Here is a 20217-nt window from a genome sequence, read left to right as displayed (position 1 = left end):
GGTTGATTGATTGTCGCCTCGGGTAACTAATCCTCTCTCAGAAAGCTGCTTCCCCTGTCACGCAAGAGCTCAACCATAGCCGCCGCAGCGGGTGGTAAATAACCTTCTGCGCGCACCAATACGGCAACGGTTCGGCTCATCGTGGTTTGCTCCAACGGAACCTCTCGAAGTCGGGACATGCCTTGGCCGAACTCCAGTGTCTCTCGAGCCACAAAGCTCAGTAATCGAGTACGTGCAATCAGCCTGGGCAGCATCGAAATCGAGTTGGTTTCGATTTGTACGTTCGGAGGCGGCAGTTGCCTGGAGATGAATGCATTGTCTATCCAGCGCCTGGCCGTCACCGTGGGGCCCGGCAGCACCCATCCATATTGGCAAAGATCACGCTGGTCAAAGGCGGCGGAAAAAATCGGGTGCTCTGCGCTTGCCACTACCACCGCCTCATCCTGCAGCACGGGATACGTATGGAAGTAAGGATCGTCGACGACAAGTGGGCAAATAATCGCATCCAGCCGCCCCGCCCTCAGAGATTCTCTAAGCACATCATCCTGGCCTATGGAGAGCTTGAGAGTCAGCTTGGGCGCTCTCTCCAGCAGTTCCTCAGTAAGCTGTGGGAGCAGGTACTCGGCCATGCTTGCCGCACACCCAAGGCGAATATTGCCAACCAGGCCGCCTGCGTACTCGCGGATTTCTCGCTCGGTTTCGGCAATGTTGATGCGAAGCTGCTTGCCACGGGCGAGTAGCAGTTCACCAACATCGGTCAATTTGATCCTTCTTCCATCGCGCTGAAACAGGCGCGTGCCCAAGGATTCTTCCAGACGCTGAATACTTTTACTCAGCGCAGGCTGACTGCGGTTGAGCTTCTCGGCAGCGCGTCCGAGGTGGCCCAACTCTGCGATGGTTTCGAAATAGGCGAGGTCGCGAAAGTCCATGATTCATGAATTTCAGTTATAGGTTCATCGAAAGTAGAAAATAGACTTGATCATTCCCGGTGTCGATAATTTCCCGGCCACAGATTTGCCATTGAGAGTGGCGTCATCGCCAGGAGACTTCCTTCTTTGCAAACCTCCAAGCCCGCCCCTCCTCCTCACCTGCTTTGCCTCAAGTGGCTAGGCCTGGTCGTCGTCGCCGGCGCGGCAGGTCAACTTCTACACGCGATTGCAGTACCGGCGGGGCTGTTTCTGGGGCCAATGCTGGTGGCTATCGTATTTGGTGTCTGCGGTGCTGACCTGCGATTGCACCGACACATTTTCCGCTTCGGACAAGGATGCGTGGGTCTGCTTGTGGCTCACTCCGTCACATGGTCTGTTCTGGCTTCATTGGCTCAGTCATGGCATGTGATGCTTTTCGCAACCTTCCTCACTGTGACACTCAGTGCCGCCGTCGGACTTGGAACCGTTTGGTTTGGCGGTATCCCTGGCAGCACTGCAGCGTGGGGAACGGCGCCTGGTGCCGCGTCTGCGATGGTTTCCATGGCTGAGGAAAGTGGTGCCGACTCTCGAGTGGTGGCCACCATGCAATACGTCAGGGTGGTGTGTGTCGTCATGATTGGCTCATTGGTCAGTCATATGCTCGGGGCAGGCAATCTCTCCGCAGAGGTGGTTCATGCAAGCACGCTTTCGAATGGCATCGAAGTTTCCGATGTGTTGATCAGCCTGGCCGTCATCCTGTTTGGTGTCGCCGCAGGTACGAAGATGCCTGCAGGCGCGTTACTGATGCCGCTGTTGATCGGCGGCGCACTTCAGCTCGGCGGCCTGATGAGTATTGCCATGCCGAGTTGGCTGCTTGCAGTCGCCTATGGAGCCATTGGCTGTTACATCGGGCTCAGGTTTGATCGCACAACCGTGCGCTACGTGTTCAAACATTTGCCCACGATGATTATCGGTGCAGTGATCCTGATCGTGCTGTGCGCGGGCTGTGCATGGCTCCTGGCTTATGCCACCCACACGGATTTTCTTTCCATGTACCTGGCGACCAGTCCAGGTGGGCTGGACGCCATGGCTATCATCGCTGTGGAGACGCATGCCGATGTCGGCATGGTGCTGGCGATGCAGACGCTGCGGCTTTTCGGGGTGATTTTGACGGGTGCCTACTGCGCCAGACAGATAATCCGTCTGACGCAGTCATGATTTTGGTTCCCTTACTTTTCCTCATTGAGCTCCAATGCAGCCAGTAGCTCTCGGTCGCTTCCCCCAAGAAGATTGGTGGCTTGTGCCGCTCGCTTGAGCAACATGGAGCGTGCCGCTTGCATCTGCTCCTTGTTGAAGCGCTCGGAGGGGCCTGAAAGCGTCAGGGCTCCTTTGAACTCATGGCCTACACCGAACACAGGGGCCGAGATGGACGCAGTTTCCGGATCTCTCTCTCCAAACGACGTCGCCCAGAAATGCTCACGCACCTCGGCAAGGGCGCGATCCGCTGGTGGCCCGAAGGCTCTGAGGATTTTGCCTGAAGCGCCGGCGTGAAGTGGAAAACGGTCACCCTCGTGGATGCTGAAGCGAACTGCCCGCTTGGGCTCTACTCGGAACAACACCACCCGGATGTCGTTTTCGATGACGTAGAAAGACGAGGTTTCCCCGCTCTCTTCAGTAAGCGTTTCCAACACCGGATAGATGGCGTCCCGCAGCCGGAAGGAAGATTGATAGATCTGAGCCAGCCGCAAAGGCTCATGACCAACACCATATTGCCCATCGGCCAAACGCCGGATGAAGCCTGCTCGTTCCAGGGAACTCATCAGACGAAGAATGGTGCTTTTGTACAAGCCAGTACGCCGGGCAATTTCAGCCAAGGGCAGACTGGCGCGATCAGGTTCAAACGCCCCAAGGATTGCGAATGCCCTATCAACTGCCGCTACTCCTCCTTCAGCGTTGCTTTTGGAGGAATCGACTATTTCTGGTTCATTTTTTGGCGGCATCTGACTCTGCTCGGCATCATCGGGAAAAATCGGCCCCTTATAGGGGCCGTTGTGATGGCTGCTACCTTACCTGTGAGTCAAACCAGCAGCTAGTCCATTGTCCAGAACGCTGTTCTGCTCAATACACGCAATCTGAATCACGCATCACGCATGAAAAAGCGCAGTGAAAGCGCCATGAGAGCGGCGAAGAAGAGGATGCAGCCCATAACCATCAGCCCCGCCGTGAAGGATTGCGTGTAATCCTTGAGGAACCCCATCAAATAGGGGCCGACAAACCCACCAAATGCACCGATGGAGTTGATGAGCGCGATACCACCGGCCGCTGCCTGACCACTGAGGAATTTGGCTGGCAGCGTGTAGAAAATGGTCTTCGCCGAAATCGTACCCACAAGAGCCAGGGTGATACCTGCCAGAGCCGGAATCAGCGCGTTCATGTTCACCGCGAAGAGCAACGCCAAACCAGCCAGGACCAGCGCTACGATCAGGTTGAGAATGCCGCGACCGGTACGGTCAACATGTTTCGCCCAGAACAGTAATCCTATGGTGGAGAAGAAGTAAGGCACTGCGGCTACCCAACCAATCAGGCTCATCTCGACACCTTGAGCCTTCAGCATTTGCGGGAGCCAGATGCCTATCCCATAGGTGCCAATAGTGAAGCTGAACGTGATTGAGCTGAGAATCCAAACTCGCGGATCCTTGAGCGCGGCACCGAAGCCATGGCTTTTCTGTGTTTTGGCCTTTTCCGTCTCCAACATTCCCGTAAGAGCGTCTTTTTCTTCCTGGGAAAGCCACTTGGCCTCGCTGGGTCGGTTGGCAAGCACCTTCAGGGTGATAAGCCCCAGGATGCAAGCCGGCAGCCCCTCAATGATGAACATCCACTGCCAACCAGCGAGTCCCATGGCACCGTGCATTTGCAGCAACCAGATCGACAGCGGGCCGCCAACGAGAAAGGAGATTGGGGTGGCGACGGTAAACCATGCCAGTACACGAGTCCGGTATTGGACGGGAAACCACAGCGTCAGGAAGAAAATGACGCCAGGGAAGAAGCCGGCCTCAGCCACCCCAAGCAGGAATCTGACGAAGTAGAAACTGTAGGGACCGACTACAAATGCTGTAGCTGCCGCCACCAGGCCCCAGGTAATCATGATGCGAGCCATCCAGATACGCGCACCAAAGCGATACATGGCCAGATTGCTGGGCACTTCGCACAGGCAATAGCCCACGAACATTATTCCTGCGCCCAAGCCAAACTGGGCCGCCGTGAGCCCAAGCTGATCGGTCATCTGCAGGGCGGCGTAACCCACGCTGGTACGGTCCAGGTAGTTGAAGAAATAGGCCAGAGCCAGCAGAGGAATGAGTCGCCAGGCGGCTTTCTTCATTGCTCGCTGCTGCAGCGAGGTTGGAGCATCAGACTGCGGCATGGATAAAGGGGTATCCGGGGTCGTGACATTAGCCATGACTGTATCCTCGGTTTTGTTGTTATGAATACCGTGGCTGGATGGGCCAGCGGTGAGCGCAGAGATCTGATGCGTCCCGCGTCAGTGAAACTGCTGATTTCGCCCGAAAATCATTTCGGGCTTGTCGTTTCAAATTTGTCCCGACCGAGCCTCCCTGGGAGACTCGGGACGACTGGGCTCAGGCGGTTTTGACCGTGCCGCTGGCCTCAAGCTGGACGATCTCGTCGTCCCCGTAGCCGAGCTGGGCCAAGAGTTCTCTCGAGTGGCTGCCAAGATCCGGAACATTGAGTCGAGCGCCAAACCGCTGGCCGTCCATCTCAAAGGGGAGCATCGGCACCTTGACCTGTTCACCGTCTGGCAACGTAAGTTCCGCCATGCCCCCAGACTGGTTGAGATGCTCGTCCTCGAACATGTCCTCGGGACGCTGGATGGGTGAGAACGGCAAACCAGCTTTCTCGCAAAGAGCCATCACCGTCGACTTATCCATGCCAGAGAGACGCTCACGCACCATTGGCATGATCCGGTCACGTGCCTGGACACGCTGATTGTTCCGGCTCAACTCGGCATCACCACCTAGCTCCGGGAAATCGAAGGCCTCACAGAACGAAGCCCATTGGCTGTCGCTGACGACGCCCATGAAGACCTGCTCATCTTCCTGCGCAGTTTCGAACACGTCATAGATGGCCCAAGCCGAAATTCGGCTGGGCATCGGCGCTGCCGCTTTGCCGGTCACGACCTTCTGCATCATGTGCTGAGCAACCAGAAAGGCAGAGTTTTCAAACAAACCGGTCTGCACGAACTGGCCTCGACCACTGTCTTTGCGTTGCAGCAGAGCCGCGAGAATCGACACCGCGCTGAACATCCCGCCCATGACGTCGTTTACAGAGGCTCCTGCGCGCAGTGGGCGCCCGACCGGCCCTGTCATGTAAGCCAGCCCCGTCATCATCTGGACGACTTCGTCCAACGCCGTGCGCTTCTCGTAAGGGCCTGGCAAGAAGCCCTTCATCGAGCTGTAAATGATGTCAGGCTTGATGGCCTTGACCTGCTCGTATCCCAAGCCCAACTTTTCCATGGCGCCTGGGCGGAAGTTCTCGGTGACCACATCAGCGGTAGCCAGCAACTTCTTCACCGCGGCCATGCCCTCTTCGGACTTGATGTCTACGGCAAAGCTTTTTTTGTTCCGGTTGTAGGTCATCCAGTACCCGGCACCGGAGCCCATCAGGCGACGAGTGTTGTCACCCTCTGGCACCGGCTCCACCTTGATGACCTCGGCACCGAGATCGGCAAGCAGCAGCCCGCAGGTCGGGCCCATCACCATATGCACAAATTCAACGACTCGGATGCCGGTCAGTGGCAGGGTCTTCTCTTCGTGCTGGCTCATACGGCCTCCTTCGCATAGGTGAAATTCTTGCCGACGCCAGCATCGGGGATGAAGCCGTATACCGGCTCATCAGGTAGCCCACGACGAAGCACTTCACGGGCGGCGATCAATCGATCAATGTCGATGCCGGTTTTCAGTCCCATGGACTCAAGGAGATAAACCAGGTCTTCGGTGACGATGTTCCCCGATGCACCTGGTGCATATGGACACCCGCCGAGCCCACCCTGGGAGCCATCGAAGGTTTTCACCCCCGCTTCCAGGGCAGCGACTACGTTGGCCAACCCTTGCCCCCGGGTGTTGTGAAAGTGAGCACTTCCTGCGAGCGGCCCGAGTTCCAGGAACAAGCGGGTGAACAAACGGCGTACCTGAGTGGGATTGGCGTAACCGACTGTGTCGGAGAGACCGACCTCGTCCACTCCGAGATCCGCCATCTTCAAGGCAATCGCAATCGTCTCGTCATCGGTGACAACGCCCTGAAGAGTGCATCCGAAGGCAGTGGATAGACCGGCCTCGATCTGGACAGTTGGGAAGCGTTCGTTGCGCAGTGCGACCACCGCTTGAACTTCATCGAAAACTTGAGCATGGGTTTTGCGAATGTTCGAGATCGAATGCTGTTCGCTCACGGAAACAGGCAAGGTGATCTTATGAATACCCGCGTTGAACGCGGCTTCAGCGCCTTTGAGATTCGGCACCAGTGCAGTGACGAACAGATCGGGCAAGGTCAGGGCGTGAGCGACGACTTGAGCTGCATCAGCCATCTGCGGCAGTAGTTTCGGCGACACAAACGAGCCGACCTCAATTTCTCTCAAGCCGGCACCCGCCAACGCGGAGATCCACTCCAGCTTCACCTCGGTGGGCATGGTGGCTTTGACACTTTGTAAGCCATCCCTTGGCCCAACTTCACTGACCAGGATGTCGATATCTGTCGCTTCTTTCACGGAGGTTCTCCTGTTTGTGTGGAGAGCCTGCCCGAACATTCATGCAGTGCGGCAACGAGGCGAAGCGCTGTTTTTTATGATTGTTCTGTCAGGCGGAATTGCGTTCTGTTTTAGTATCTATCCACAAATTCCTCCCTGTCAACGCGACCTGCGATGAACGGGTAATTTCAGAGATTGGTAGAGGACAGCTGTGAACTCGACCGTCAGAGCAGACTTGACAGCAACAAAAATAGCTTGGAAAGTGTTCTACCAAGAGCAACGATGTTCTATCAGATAGAACGAAGCTCGAAACAACAAGACAGTCCAAGCGACATACACTGAAGGCACCGACCCGAACCACTGCCGTTTGAGCTTCTGTGTGGTGCGCCTGTTTTCACATGGAGATATGCCATGAGCCTTTACGCCCCTCCCGAGGAACGTTGCACCGAAGTCTTCAGCAGACTGCCAAAAGAGTTTTGGCGTGACGGGGATTCCGATTGGGTCAGAGCCAACAAACCAGGTCAGCCAGTCGCCAGCTTTCTGGAGGGGCCATCCTTCGATCAGGCCGGTAATCTCTACGTGACTGACATTCCATACGGCCGCGTTTTCCGGGTTTCTGCAGGCGGCGATTGGGAGCTGGTTGTCGAATACGACGGCTGGCCCAATGGATTGAAAATCCATCGCGATGGTCGAGTGTTCATAGCCGATTACAAAAACGGAATTCTCGTACTCGATCCGATCAGCAAACGCATCGAACCCTTCCTCACGCATCGCCGGAGTGAAAGCTTCAAGGGCGTAAATGATCTGTTTTTTGACCGGCAGGGACACCTCTACTTCACCGATCAGGGACAGACAGGGATGCACGATCCCACGGGTCGTGTCTTCCGTTACGACCTGGAGCAACAACGCCTGGACTGTTTGCTGGATAACGGCCCTAGCCCTAATGGCCTGGTGATGGATTTCCATGAAAAAGCGCTACTGGTAGCGATGACTCGCGGGAACGCAGTTTGGCGACTTCCTCTTCAGCCTGACGGCAGCACCTCCAAGGTAGGCGTGTTCACCGCCATGGCAGGCGGTGTGAGCGGCGCCGATGGTATGGCGCTCGACGAATCAGGAAACCTGTATGTCTGTGATGCCGGTAATGGATGCGTATGGGCATTCGATTCCCATGCCGTGCCGCTCTACAGATTCAAGTCCTGCACTGAAGGAAAGACCCTGACCAACCTGGCCTTCGGTGGCCATGAGAAGCGGAGTCTTTTCATTATCGATTCCTCAACCGGCCATGTACTCAAAGCTGAGCCAGGTCATTCAGGGAAGCAAATGTACTCCCACGCTCCAGGCTGATTACTGAAGCCTTGCTGCCCTGTGCAAATGGCGCACGGGTGTTGTTCGGCCCCGGAAAAGCTGGCGAACTTTTACCACTCATACAAAACAGATAATAAGAGGGAAACATGCTCACTCTCTTGAGCTACACCATGATCACCTGCTTCATGTACCTGGTCATGAGCAAGCGCCTTTCTCCGCTGGTAGCCCTCATTCTGGTGCCGGTTGCATTCGCGAGCCTGGGCGGATTCGCGACCCAACTCGGGCCGATGATGTTCGATGGCGTAAAGATGCTGGCCCCCACCGGGATCATGCTGACCTTCGCAATCCTCTACTTTTGCATGATGACCGACGCCGGTTTGTTCAATCCGCTGATCAAACTGATCCTGAAATGCGTTAAAGGCGATCCGCTGAAAATTGTCATCGGTACTGCCGTGCTTGGCATCTGCGTCGGCCTGGATGGCGATGGCGCGACAACCTACATCATCACCACTGCCGCACTGCTTCCGCTCTATCGACGGACAGGGATGAGTCTTCAGGTTCTGGCCACTGTTTTGTTGCTGACCAATGGCGTGATGAACATCCTCCCTTGGGCGGGGCCGTTCTCTCGCGCCGCGAGCGCCATGCACGTGGATATCACCGAGCTTTTCCGGGAAATGCTTCCAATAATGATCGCTGGGGCTGGCTGGGTGCTGTTTGCAGCCTTCTACCTTGGTCGCCGTGAGCGTCGTCGCCTGGGTGTCGTGCAACTCGACCACGATGAAGTCATGAGCCACTTCACCGAGTTCAAACTGACTGACTGGCGCTTTCTGTTCAACGCTGCACTGACCATCACGTTGGTCACCATGATGATGCTCAACGTCATGCCGCTCCCCATTCTGTTCATGCTCGCGTTCGGCCTGGGCGTCCTGGTGAACTTCCCCAGTGTCAAAGCCCAGAAGGAAGTGGTTGGCAAATATGCCGATAACGTCATGGCGGTGACCTTGCTGATTTTCGCGGCGGGCATCTTCGTCGGGATCATGTCGGGAACCGGGATGATCAAGGCCATCTCGGAGAGCCTGATTCATGTGATTCCAGATTCAGCCGGGCATTTCATGTCAGTCATCACGGCCTTCCTCAGCATGCCGTTCACCTACGTACTGACCAACGACGCCTTCTACTTCGGAATTCTTCCAATCCTTGCCGAGACTGCGAGCCACTACGGAATCAGTGCAAAGGAGATGGCTATCGCCGGCCTGATCGGTCAACCCGTTCACCTGCTCAGCCCTCTCGTTGCGTCGACCTACCTTCTGTGCGGGCTGCTCGACCTGGATTACGGAGACAACCAACGTGCTTCCATCTGCTGGAGCATTGGTACGTGTTTCGTGATGTTCGTAGCGGCTATCGCACTGGGAATCATCGGCGTTTTCAACTGAGGGTCTTGTTCAACTCAGTAACCAGCAACACAACCAGCGACTCCACTCAACAAAAACAATTTGGCCATCTCGGTGCGCTCGAATTTTCATACGCTGGCGTAAGGCGAGCTATCGCTCTGACTTCGCCTGCGGGGCGGACGAAAATCGCCTGATCATCAGCTACAACATACTTTTGTTATAGGGCTTTGCTACCTGACGACAACGACGAACAATGCTGGGCCGTCGCTAGCCAGAAGCGGACAACAACCTCTATGCCACGAGTGAGTCAGGACTTCAGCATGCTGGTGCACATATCGATAAACGCTCGCAGCTTGGGTTGATTCCTGGCGGCTTTCGAGAAGTAGATAAACAGCCCGTCACTGCTGGGTGAGCAATCGAGCAGTGCGGGCTCAAGCGTGCCCGCCGCTAACTCGCGCGAGGTGTGGAAGGTCGATGAATAGATGAGCCCCATGCCTTTCACGGCGAGGCTGCGCATGAGTTCACCGTCATTGACCGTAATGGCTCCTTTCGGATCTATTCGCACGGTCGAACCGTTCTCCAGGAATTCCCAACGATAGATGTCGCCTTTTTCAGGCCGGCGAAAGCGAATGCACTCGTGCTGTATCAGATCGTTGGTTACTTGCGGTTTGCCGTGTGATTTGAAGTACGCCGGTGAGCCGAAAATCGCCCATTGATAAGGTTTGCAAAGTCGCACCGCGATCATGTCCTGAGCGATGTAGGACCCGATCAATATGCCCGCGTCATATCCCTCGGAAACGAAATTCTCGTGGCGATTGCTGACCGTGATTTCTACGTTCAGGTTCGGCCAAGCCTTTCGAAAGGCTGGCAGCACCGGTTCAATGACATGCGGCAGAGCCAATCTCTCGACAATCAGACGCAGGGTGCCGGATGGTGCCTGCGCGGATTGAGCGGCATCCTCAAGCCCGGTAGAGATGGCAGTAGCGGCTGGTTCAATTTTTTCCAACAGAGCATGGCCAGCTTCCGTCAGGGACATCCTGCGAGTCGTGCGATGGAAAAGTGCGATGCCCAGGCGTTGTTCCAGTCGCTGCAAGGCTTGGCTGACCGAGCCAGCCGTCTTGCCAAGATCGAGGGCAGCTTTAGTGACGCTCAAGCGCTTGGCCACCGCCAGAAACTCGGGCAGTCCATCGAAATTTGGAGGGTGGTTCATTGCTCGTCCCGTTGCTGTCTGTGCATGTGACAAGCCCGCAGACTACTCGATTTCTTACAGGTAATTCAGCGCTATTAGAATGGTTTTATAAATAGTGCATTCGGGCCGGGCCAGTTTTTCACTTCCGGCGGCGCGGCTAGAGTTCGCCCTGTCGTTCATCATCCAAGGAAGTGACATGTCTTTTTCCAAGCGAATTATTGGTTTTTCCGCTGTGCTTTTCGCATTCGTGGCGAGTCCCTCTACGGCGTTCGCCGAACAGAACTTGAAAAACGAAAAGGTCCTGATCGTTGTATCGAGCCTTGACAAGAAAACCGAAAAGCTTGTCGGGGGCTTCTGGTTTCCCGAGCTCACCCATCCGGTCGAAGTATTCGACGAGGCAGGTGTCGACTTCGACCTGGCCAGTCCCAATGGTGGATTGGCACCTTTCGATGGTTTCGACTTGAAGGATGAAGCTAACCTGAAGTTCTGGACTAACCCGCAGCACCGCAACAAGTTGGGTAGCACCCTCAAGCTTTCCAAAGTTGACCCATCCCGGTACAGCGCGGTGATGTTGGTGGGCGGTCATGGCCCCATGTGGGACTTCGTCAACAACCCTGTACTCAGCAGCATCGTGCGCACCATCTATGAGAACCATGGTGTTGTCAGTGCGGTTTGCCATGGCCCGGCCGGGCTGCTCGATGTAAAGCTCAGCAATGGCCGCAACCTGATCGAGGGACGCCGCCTCACCGGTTTCACTGCCGAGGAGGAGATAGCGCGTCAGTACGCCACGATCGTGCCTTTCGAGCTTGAAGGCGCGTTGAGAAAGGCTGGCGCAACGTTCGAAGAAGCCCCGGTTTTCGAGAGCCGCGTGGTAGTCGATGGGCAACTGATTACCGGCCAGAATCCGGCGTCCGCAAAAGCGCTGGGCGAGGCGGTAATCAAAGCGCTGCAAGCCAAAGCTGAGTGAGGGGGATGCGAATGCGACGAGTACGTCTTTTGACAGCCGTGGCGGTCGGCTCCTTCGCAATGATAGGCGTGGCAGGCAGCACGCCTGCTGCAGACTTGCACGTGTTGGCTTCAACGGCGCTCAAACCGCTATTCCAAAAGGTTGGGCCCGAATTTGAAGCGATGAGCGGGGAGCGGTTGGTCTTTTCCTGGGGTGCCTCTTACGGAAACGCTCCGGATGCCCTGCCCGTGCGCCTCAGAAACGGCGAGAAGGCTGATCTCGTTGTGATGATCCGCGAGGCCTTGGATGAGCAAGTCAAACAGGGAAATGTGCGAACAGAAACGCTACAAGACCTTGCCACCTCACATTTGGGGCTGGCGGTGCAGGTCGGTGCTCCCAGACCGGATATCGCCACCACAGAAGGGCTGCGTCGTACGTTGCTGGCGGCAAAGTCCGTCGCGGTTTCCAGTGGGGTCAGTGGGGATTACGCGGTCAACGTGCTGTTTCCGAAGATGGGCATCGTTGAACAGTTGCGCGAGAAGACTGTGATGATCGCAGCGCCGGCGCTGGTTGGCGATGCACTGCGCAACGGTAAGGCGCAGGTCGGTTTGCAGCAAATGAGCGAGTTGTTGGCGGTCTCGGGAGTCCAAATCATCGGGCCACTGCCCGATGAGGTCCAGCGCGTGAACGTCATCGCTGCGGCAGTGGCAGCCCATGCACAGCGCGGTGAAGGCGCAGTGGCTTTGATCCGGCACCTGCAAAGTCCGCAAGCGGCGCAGTCAATGGAAGAGTTCGGGTTCAGCCCGATAGGGTCGCAGGTAGTATCTGATGGATCACCGGCGACATTTCAGAGGCTTTGAATTCCTGAGTTCAGGAAAGAGTCAGCGATCATTTTCATGCTCGAAAGCAATGCGCATCCCGTAACCATCATTGACCAAGCCGTCGGTCGCCCGCGATCAATCTTTTTCCCCAGAGGTTCAAACTGCAAGGTGCGACTCTAACGGAGGCGTACGACAATGAGCACCACCATACCGAGCGCAATGGCCGCAGCGCTGCTGACAGCAGCCTGCCTGACAGCGCACGCTGACCCATCCACACAGCAAAATCGGAGCAGCACCTTGAGTGAATCCACTGCCGACGATGCATCTGGATTCATCCAGGCGGTAGGGAGAAATGGTTCGCACTCGATGCATCCGAACGCGCCTATAGCAGCCGGGCAATTCGCCGACGATGACGCGTTTGGATATATCCAGCCAGCAGGAAGAAATGGTTCGCACTCGATGCATCCCGACGCGCCTGTACCAGGCGAGCAATTCGTCGACGACGACGTCAAACTGCTTCAGCAAACTGGAAGTGAATAGCCACCTGTTCCCAGGAGCAACTGAAACCACCGCGTAACTGTTCGAAGCCCGCAGCCGTCGACGGCCACTGCTGGAATGACAATCATCCGGCACGGCACCCAAAATCCGGTCTTTGCGGGTTTCGAGCATTCGCGATTCGATTAGCGCGCCTACAAGCTTTAAACACACCTCGAGCGCGCGTGTTTAAAAGCCCTCGGAATTACTTCCGGAAAGCTACAGGACCTTGCGCCGTTGCCTACCGCTACGCCAGAATCCGCCGGCTTGTGCGCCTTGGGGCCGCTGGGTAACTTGATTCGCATCACTGCCTTGGTGATACGGGTTTAGCAGCTCGTGGTTAATCGGTGTGCACAAGCGTCCGAACGGTCAGGTGATCTCATGCCTGCACTTGATGGTAGCCGTGTGCAGGGCGTCCTCGGGCGCGCCGGTTTCGATTCTCCCCGGTCTGCTAACCTGCCCACGGCTGCCACCCCTCGTTTAGCAGCGATTAGGTGACGGCTTCACGCTGGAGAATCGAATATGTTCAAAGCCACGCCGAACCCGCCAGATACTGATCCCACTTCCCTCGACGCCCCCTCTTCCGCCGACATCAAAGCAACACCCCGAACACCCAGCACCCTCTTCACCGTCAACCCCGAAACCCGAACCGAAGACCTGATGGTCTACCTCGTCGAAACCCTCGCCTCGGTCGACGTCATGGTCCATCACCTCGTCGATCATCTGGACGGCGGTTTACGCAATGCCCTGCTGGGCATTTCCAACAGCATCATGCTGGCGGAGATCACCGCGAATCGGGTACTCGATCAGCTCGATCCACCCTGACTCAATGTTGAAATGCATTCCCCTGTAGGAGCGAGCTTGCTCGCGATGGTGGCCCGGACACCGCGGGGCATCAGGCAGCCAGCGTTATCGTTGACCACCATTCGCGGGCAAGCCACGCTCCCACAGGTTTTATGTGTCAGCCGCAAATAGTGCTCACGACAAAAACCCTGTAGGAGCGAGCACGCTCGCGATGGTGGCCCGGACACCGCGGGGCATCAGGCAGCCAGCGTCATCGTTGACCACCATTCGCGGGCAAGCCACGCTTCCACAGGTTTGTGTGTGTGTGTGTGAGTGTGAGTGCGAACGTCGCAAATCCCGTCACTCGAACTTTTTTTGGGCACACATGTCGGAATCGTGAAGCTGTCTGGTCAGTACTGTTGGTTTGAATGCTAGAGTTCTCCCTTTTTTGACCACAGTGTCTGGCCCATGCGGCCCTATCAAGAGCGCAACCCATGCAACCAAAGGCCCGTGAAGTTTATGTGCCACCGGTGCTTCAGGATCTGCGGGCCGGTACGGCCCAACTGCACATCGCACTGGAAAAACGTCTTCCTTTTTTCTCCGATTCCCTTGATATCCAAGCCTTCCACAAGCTGATGCAAGCCTATTACGGCTTCTATCTGCCGGTGGAGAACGCTTTGCGGGACAGCTCCGCGATCCCTGTCGATTTCGATCTGGCGCCCCGGCTCAAAGCCCAAACCTTGCGCAGCGACCTTCAGGCCCTGGGCATGTCAGCCACGATGATCGACGCACTGCCGAAATGCGAGCAGTTGCCGTTGATCGATTCCAGCGCCGCCTGCCTGGGTGTGCTGTATGTACTCGAGGGCGCGACGCTCGGCGGGCAGATCCTGCGCCGGGAAATCGCCAGCCGTTTGCATCTGGATGCCGAGAACGGTGCAGCCTTTCTCGATATCTATGGCGCAGCGACCGGACGCCGTTGGCGCGACTTCATCGAATACCTGGGCGCTCAGCCGATGCAGGCAAGCGAACGCGATGCGGTTGTAACGGCGGCACAAACTACATTCAGCTGTTTCGAACAGTGGCTCGACAGTCGAGAGGTACTGGCATGAACCTGCAAGACCAACAAGTTTTCGAAGAATTGCTCGCCAACTGTGCCGACGAGCCGATCCGTTTTCCCGGTGCGATTCAGCCCCATGGATTGCTGCTGACATTGAGCGAGCCTGCATTTGAAATCATTCAAATCAGCGCCAACGTCGAGACCCTGCTCGGGCGTGCGGCGCTGGAGCTGGTCGGTCGACCGCTGCATAGCCTGATCGGTATCGAATACGCCGAAGCGGTTCGCGAGATGTCGCTGCAACCGATGTTGACCGGCGCGCAACCGCTTCTGTTGCGCCTTGACGGTACAACGTTCGATGCCCTGCTCCACCGCCATCAGGACGTGTTGATCCTGGAGCTGGAAATCCACGTGGACAACTTCAAGCCCCGCAACGTGGCGGGCAGCGAAACCCATCTGGGGCGCATGCTCCAGCGTTTGCAGGCAGCCACGACGTTGCAGGCGCTGTATGACATCAGCGTCAAGGAAATCCAGGCCATGACCGGTTACGACCGGGTGCTGATCTATCGCTTCGAAGAGGAAGGACACGGTCAGGTCATTGCCGAAGCATCCGACCCGTCGATGGAAGTCTTCAACGGCCTGTTTTTTCCCGCCTCCGATATTCCCGAGCAGGCGCGAGAGTTGTATCGCACCAACTGGCTGCGGATCATCCCCGATGCCGCGTACCAACCGGTGCCGCTGGTGCCCAAGCTGCGCCCGGACACGCAAACACCGCTGGATCTGAGTTTCGCCACGCTGCGTAGCGTTTCGCCGATTCACTGCCAATACATGAAGAACATGGGCGTGCTGTCGTCGATGAGCATTTCCCTGCTTCGAGGCGACAAGCTCTGGGGGCTGATCAGCTGCGGCAATCGTGTACCGCTGCACGTGCCCCATGAACTGCGCACCGCGTGCCAGACCATCGGCCAGGTGTTGTCGCTGCAGATCAGCGCGATGGAATCGCTGGAGATCAGTCGTCAGCGCGAAGATAAAATCGAAGCGCTGGCGCTGCTCAATCAGGCCATGATCGACTCGCCGCATAACGTCTTTGACGGATTGGCCGGACAGCCGCAGGTGCTGATGGCGCTGACCGGAGCCGCGGGCGTGGCGATCATCGAAGACAAGCAGTTGCACCGTTACGGCAACTGTCCTCAGCCGGAAGATATTCGTGCTTTGCACAAGTGGTTGCAGGAGAGCGGTGAGGCGGTGTTTTCCAGCCATCATCTCTCCAGCGTTTACCCGCCGGCCGAGCAGTTTCAGCAAGTGGCCAGCGGCCTGCTCGCCATGACGCTGCCCAAGCCGGTGGACAACGGCGTGTTGTGGTTCCGTGCGGAGGTCAAGGAGAACATCAACTGGAGTGGCGACCCTCGCAAACCGCTGGATCTTGAAAACTCCGACACCGGCCTGCGCCTGCGCCCGCGCACCTCGTTCGAGATCTGGAAGGTCGAGATGGCAGGGATCTCGACCAAGTGGAGCCATGGCGATCTGTTTGCCGCCAACGATCTGCGGCGCTCGGCGCTGGAAAACGACCTTGCCCGCCAGGTGCGCCGTGAGCAGGAAGCCGTGCGTGCCCGCGATGACCTGGTGGCGGTGGTCTCCCATGATCTGCGCAATCCGATGACGGTCATATCGATGCTGTGCGGCATGATGCAGAAAACCTTCAGCTCCGACGGCCCGCACACCTCGCGACGCATGACCACAGCGCTGGACACCATGCAACAAGCCGCCGGGCGGATGAACACCCTGCTGGAAGACTTGCTCGACACCTCGAAAATCGACGCCGGGCGCTACATCATCAAGCCCCGCAAACTTGACGTCGCACAGATGTTCGAAGAGGCGCAGACACTGCTTGCGCCGTTGGCGCTGGACAAGGACATCAGCATTTCCTTCGAGGCCGCGCCCGATTTACGAGTCCACGCCGACCCCGAGCGCATGTTCCAGGTCCTGTCGAATCTGGTCAGCAACGCCATCAAATTCACCCCGCGACTGGGCTCGGTGAACGTGCACGCAGAGTCGGTCGGTAATGACATCGTCTTCACGGTGCATGACACCGGCGAGGGCATTCCCGAACACAACCTGCCCCACGTGTTCGATCGCTACTGGACAGTCAAGGAAGGCAACCCGACCGGCACAGGGCTTGGTCTTTACATCACCCAAGGCATCGTGGAAGCGCACGGCGGGAAGATTTCTGCCGAAAGCGAGCCGGGAAAGGGTTCTCTGTTCAGATTTACGGTGCCGGCGTCTGCATAGACCTGACTGGCTGATCACCCCGGGGTGCTGCCCGATACGAGAGACCGATACTCATACTTCGACGTCGTTATTTCATGCTTTGGTATGACTGAACACATGGCGCGCCAAACCCTTGTATGAGTATCGGGTGACACACGAAGACTGTTAAATTCTGCGCCCTGAGTACGCCCTTACATGCAGGTAAATCGCAGGAAAATCAGTCCGAATGAAAATGGCAACTTCAGTCGTGCCCGGACACTGTGCCGGGATCAATTCAGCGTCGCATGTATGGATGCTGAAGTTGGGCGCGGTCACGCTCACGCTGATGATTTTCCTGGTCGACTGGTTGAGCTCGCTCGATGTGGCCATCGCGGTGCTTTATGTCGCTGTCATCCTGATCTCCAGCGATCTGTTTTCTTACCGAGGCATGCAGGCGGTTTCAGGCTTGTGCGGCCTGTTGATACTGGGCGCCTATCTGCTTTCCCACGAAGACACATGGCTGGCGCCGCCTTTCGCTCGCTGCCTGGTGAGCCTTGCCGCAATAACCATCACCGCGATCCTGGCATTGAAATGCAAGGCAGCCAGAGATGCGCTGGTGGAACAGGTACAACTGTTGCGTCGCAGCGAGGCGTTATTGGCCGGGGCCCAGCGGCTGAGCAGCACCGGTAGCCTTGGCCTGAAGATGCCCGACGGGCAAGTGGACTTGTCCGAGGAGGCCAGACGGATATTCGAGTTTGAGGGCCGGTTGCAGCCGACAGTGCAGCAGCTGATCGCGCGCGCGCATCCGGACGACACTGACGATCTGAAAAAACTGATTCAGCAGGTCCATGCCCAGCACGATTGCCCGCAGACAGAGTTCCGGTTACTGATGCCCGATGGACGCTGCAAAAATGTACGCATGCTGGCGCAGCGAATGACTGACTCATCCGGTGGCTGCGAGTACCTGGGCGCGCTGATGGATGTCACCGCCGCAAAAAACGCGGAAGAGGCGCTTCATCAATCACAGTCCCAGTTGGCGCACATCACCCGCGTAACGGTTCTGGGCGAGATGGCGGCGTCCATCGCCCATGAGGTCAATCAACCACTCGCGGCGGTCACGACCAATGCTGAGGCGGGTTTACGATGGCTTGACCGGGAGGAGCCAAACGTCGCCGAAGTGCATGGCGCCGTTCAGCGCATCATGAGCGAAGCTCATCGGGCGAGCGAAGTCATCCGCCGGATTCGCGCTCTGTCGTGCAAAACCGAGCCCCATTACTCGCCGATCGACCTTCAGGACGTACTGCAGGAGGCACTGCTGCTCACCCGCCGGGAAACAAGACGGCACAAGGCCAACATCGAACTCAAATCGCAGGCTGACGGTCTCTGGGTCCAGGGCGATCGCATTCAGTTGCAGCAGGTGATCATCAATTTGCTGCTGAACGCTTTGCAGGCTTTGTCATCCATTCACGCCAAAGGACGACGGCTGGTTATCGTGCTGGACACGGCGCCGAATAATCAGGTGACTTTACGCGTTCAGGACAACGGTCCTGGCATCCCCGCAGAAATCCTGCCCAGGCTATTCGAGGCGTTCTTTACCACCAAAGCCGAAGGGATGGGCATGGGCCTGTCGATTTGCCGATCGATAATCGAAGCGCATGGCGGGCGGATCTGGGCTGAAAGCGAACCGGGACGTGGTGCCAGTGTATGTTTCTCTCTTGCGGGCGGGACTCCCGGCTCATCCTGAGCCAGGAGCCTGCCTGCTCTCTCCAAAGTGAGCTGATGCCTCGACCCTGTTCACGGGACAGGATCAAGGCATTCAGGCTTCAGTCAGGCCTTGCTGTCCTTGGCCAGCATCGCTTTGGGAATCAGCAGGATCAGCACACAGCTCACCAACAGGCATCCACCCAGCACATAGGTGCCGTTGTTCATGTCGCCCGTCAGAGTTTCGGCGGTGGCGGTAATCATCGAGCCGGTGAACCCGGAAAGGTTGCCGATCGCGTTGATCATGCCGATGCCCGCCGCTGCTGCCACACCCGACAGAACCGTGCCCGGCAAGGTCCAGAAGATCGGCATCAGACTCAGCAGACCCGATGCCGAGACGCTGAGGAAGAAGATCGACACCGGCAGGTTGTGGGCGAAGAAGGCGCTGCCGATCAGGCCCATGCCACCGATGAATGCCGGAACCGCTGCGTGCCAGCGACGCTCGCCGGTTTTATTGGAGTGCCAGGCGTTGAGTGTCATGGCCACGATGGCGGTGGCGTAGGGAATCGCCGTCAGCAGACCGATGTCCAGAGTATTGGAGATACCGGTGGATTTGATGATGGTCGGCATCCAGAACGCGAGCCCGTAGAAACCGGTGTTGAAGGTCAGCAGAATCGCCACCAGCAACCATACCCGACCGTTGAAGATCACATCCCGCAGGCTCGAAGCTTTCGACTTGTTGTCCTGGTCGAGATTGTTCTTGAGCATGTGTTTTTCGGCGGCCGTCAGCCACTTTGCGTTGTCGATTTTGTCGACCAGCAACGTCACCACCACCACGGCCATGATCAGCGACGGGATGCCCTCAATGATCAGCATCCACTGCCAACCGGCCATGCCGTGCACGCCTTTCATCGACTCCATCAACCAGCCGGAAAGAATCCCGCCCAGCGTCAGGCTGATCGGCATCGCCATCAGGAACCCGGCCATAACCCGGCTCTGACGGTGCGTCGGGAACCAGTAGTTGAGGTAGAGAATCACCCCCGGGAAGAAGCCGGCTTCGCAGATACCCAGCAGGAAGCGCAGCACGTAAAACATGGTCTCCGGTTCGATATGGAAGAACTTGGCCAGCGGCACGGTGAAGGCCACCCCCATGGAGACGATGCTCCAGCTGATCATGATTCGGGCGATCCAGAGCCGTGCGCCGAAGCGATGCAGGAACAGGTTGCTGGGGACTTCGAAAAGGAAATAACCCCAGAAGAAAATGCTCGCACCGAGGGCGTAGACGGTGTTGCTGAATTGCAGATCGTTGAGCATGTCCAGCTTGGCGAACCCGATGTTGACCCGATCCAGGTACGCCGCCATGTAGCAGAACAACAGGATCGGCAGGATACGCAGGATGACCTTGCGATACGTACGATCCTCGGAAGTAAGCTCCGCCGAGCCCTCTCTTTCGAGGGAGCGCTGAGATATTGATTCCATGTGTAGACCTCAAGGCATGTCGTCATGCCGATTGTTTTTGTTTTGGCTTGCGACCTTGAGTTCCCCGAACCGAATAACGGAAATCGGTGGGGAGAAAAGGGCTC

At 57.1% G+C, this 20217-nt stretch carries 17 protein-coding genes; 10 read left to right on the top strand and 7 right to left on the bottom strand.

The genetic code is table 11. The annotated features are described in order from the left end of the window. Window positions 1-26: 26 nt before the first annotated feature. Window positions 27-929 carry a LysR family transcriptional regulator gene (locus K9857_RS00495; protein ID WP_224532944.1) on the bottom strand — a complete coding sequence of 301 codons (903 nt, stop codon included), beginning with the start codon at window positions 927-929 and terminating at the stop codon, window positions 27-29. A 126-nt stretch (window positions 930-1055) separates the two neighbouring features. Here K9857_RS00495 and K9857_RS00490 point away from each other — a divergent pair, with 126 nt between their 5' ends. Further along, the gene (locus K9857_RS00490; RefSeq protein WP_224532943.1) at window positions 1056-2126 is read left to right on the top strand and encodes an AbrB family transcriptional regulator; all 1071 of its coding nucleotides are present in this window, start codon (window positions 1056-1058) and stop codon (window positions 2124-2126) included. Between the two features lie 11 nt (window positions 2127-2137). Here the strand turns inward: K9857_RS00490 and K9857_RS00485 are convergent, their stop codons facing one another. From K9857_RS00485 to K9857_RS00470, 4 genes are all read right to left on the bottom strand, one after another. Then, window positions 2138-2908 carry an IclR family transcriptional regulator gene (locus K9857_RS00485; RefSeq protein WP_224532942.1) on the bottom strand — a complete coding sequence of 257 codons (771 nt, stop codon included), beginning with the start codon at window positions 2906-2908 and terminating at the stop codon, window positions 2138-2140. 137 nt (window positions 2909-3045) lie between these two features. After that, entirely contained in the window at window positions 3046-4365 is a 1320-nt protein-coding gene (locus K9857_RS00480; RefSeq protein WP_263487661.1) for an MFS transporter, read from the bottom strand. Window positions 4366-4543: 178 nt separating this feature from the next. Then, window positions 4544-5746, bottom strand: a complete 1203-nt coding sequence (locus tag K9857_RS00475) for a CaiB/BaiF CoA transferase family protein (protein ID WP_224532941.1) — start codon at window positions 5744-5746, stop codon at window positions 4544-4546. Next, window positions 5743-6684 carry a hydroxymethylglutaryl-CoA lyase gene (locus K9857_RS00470; RefSeq protein ID WP_224532940.1) on the bottom strand — a complete coding sequence of 314 codons (942 nt, stop codon included), beginning with the start codon at window positions 6682-6684 and terminating at the stop codon, window positions 5743-5745. The genes K9857_RS00475 and K9857_RS00470 overlap by 4 nt, the downstream gene beginning before the upstream one ends. A 390-nt stretch (window positions 6685-7074) precedes the next feature. Here K9857_RS00470 and K9857_RS00465 point away from each other — a divergent pair, with 390 nt between their 5' ends. Both K9857_RS00465 and K9857_RS00460 read left to right on the top strand, forming a co-directional pair. Next, window positions 7075-8007: an SMP-30/gluconolactonase/LRE family protein gene (locus K9857_RS00465; RefSeq protein ID WP_224532939.1), complete on the top strand. Its 933-nt coding sequence runs from the start codon at window positions 7075-7077 to the stop codon at window positions 8005-8007. Between the two features lie 107 nt (window positions 8008-8114). Then, the gene (locus tag K9857_RS00460; RefSeq protein WP_224532938.1) at window positions 8115-9401 is read left to right on the top strand and encodes a CitMHS family transporter; all 1287 of its coding nucleotides are present in this window, start codon (window positions 8115-8117) and stop codon (window positions 9399-9401) included. Between the two features lie 265 nt (window positions 9402-9666). Here the strand turns inward: K9857_RS00460 and K9857_RS00455 are convergent, their stop codons facing one another. Continuing rightward, on the bottom strand, window positions 9667-10569 hold the full coding sequence (locus K9857_RS00455; protein ID WP_224532937.1) for a LysR family transcriptional regulator: 903 nt from the start codon (window positions 10567-10569) through the stop codon (window positions 9667-9669). Between the two features lie 175 nt (window positions 10570-10744). Between K9857_RS00455 and K9857_RS00450 the strand changes: the two genes are divergently transcribed. The 7 genes from K9857_RS00450 (at window position 10745) to K9857_RS00420 (ending at window position 18677) form a co-directional block, all read left to right on the top strand. Beyond that, entirely contained in the window at window positions 10745-11515 is a 771-nt protein-coding gene (locus tag K9857_RS00450) for a type 1 glutamine amidotransferase domain-containing protein (RefSeq protein ID WP_224532936.1), read from the top strand. 11 nt (window positions 11516-11526) lie between these two features. Then, window positions 11527-12354, top strand: coding sequence for a molybdate ABC transporter substrate-binding protein (locus K9857_RS00445; RefSeq protein WP_224532935.1), 828 nt, complete (start codon window positions 11527-11529; stop codon window positions 12352-12354). Between the two features lie 156 nt (window positions 12355-12510). Beyond that, window positions 12511-12855 carry a hypothetical protein gene (locus K9857_RS00440; RefSeq protein ID WP_224532934.1) on the top strand — a complete coding sequence of 115 codons (345 nt, stop codon included), beginning with the start codon at window positions 12511-12513 and terminating at the stop codon, window positions 12853-12855. 516 nt (window positions 12856-13371) lie between these two features. Continuing rightward, window positions 13372-13674 (top strand): DUF6124 family protein, encoded by a 303-nt coding sequence (locus tag K9857_RS00435; RefSeq protein WP_224532933.1) that lies wholly within the window; start codon window positions 13372-13374, stop codon window positions 13672-13674. 452 nt (window positions 13675-14126) lie between these two features. Beyond that, window positions 14127-14741 carry a biliverdin-producing heme oxygenase gene (locus K9857_RS00430; protein ID WP_224532932.1) on the top strand — a complete coding sequence of 205 codons (615 nt, stop codon included), beginning with the start codon at window positions 14127-14129 and terminating at the stop codon, window positions 14739-14741. Further along, window positions 14738-16975, top strand: a complete 2238-nt coding sequence (locus K9857_RS00425; protein WP_224532931.1) for an ATP-binding protein — start codon at window positions 14738-14740, stop codon at window positions 16973-16975. The genes K9857_RS00430 and K9857_RS00425 overlap by 4 nt, the downstream gene beginning before the upstream one ends. A 205-nt stretch (window positions 16976-17180) precedes the next feature. After that, complete coding sequence (locus tag K9857_RS00420; protein WP_224532930.1) at window positions 17181-18677, top strand: sensor histidine kinase; 1497 nt, start codon at window positions 17181-17183, stop codon at window positions 18675-18677. A gap of 83 nt (window positions 18678-18760) precedes the next feature. Here K9857_RS00420 and K9857_RS00415 read toward each other — a convergent pair whose 3' ends face one another. Beyond that, window positions 18761-20113, bottom strand: coding sequence for an MFS transporter (locus tag K9857_RS00415; RefSeq protein WP_224532929.1), 1353 nt, complete (start codon window positions 20111-20113; stop codon window positions 18761-18763). Between the last annotated feature and the right edge of the window lie 104 nt (window positions 20114-20217).

It is taken from the genome of Pseudomonas sp. REP124 (assembly GCF_020164475.1).
Lineage (GTDB): Bacteria > Pseudomonadota > Gammaproteobacteria > Pseudomonadales > Pseudomonadaceae > Aquipseudomonas.
This window is presented reverse-complemented; position numbering and strand designations above follow the sequence as displayed.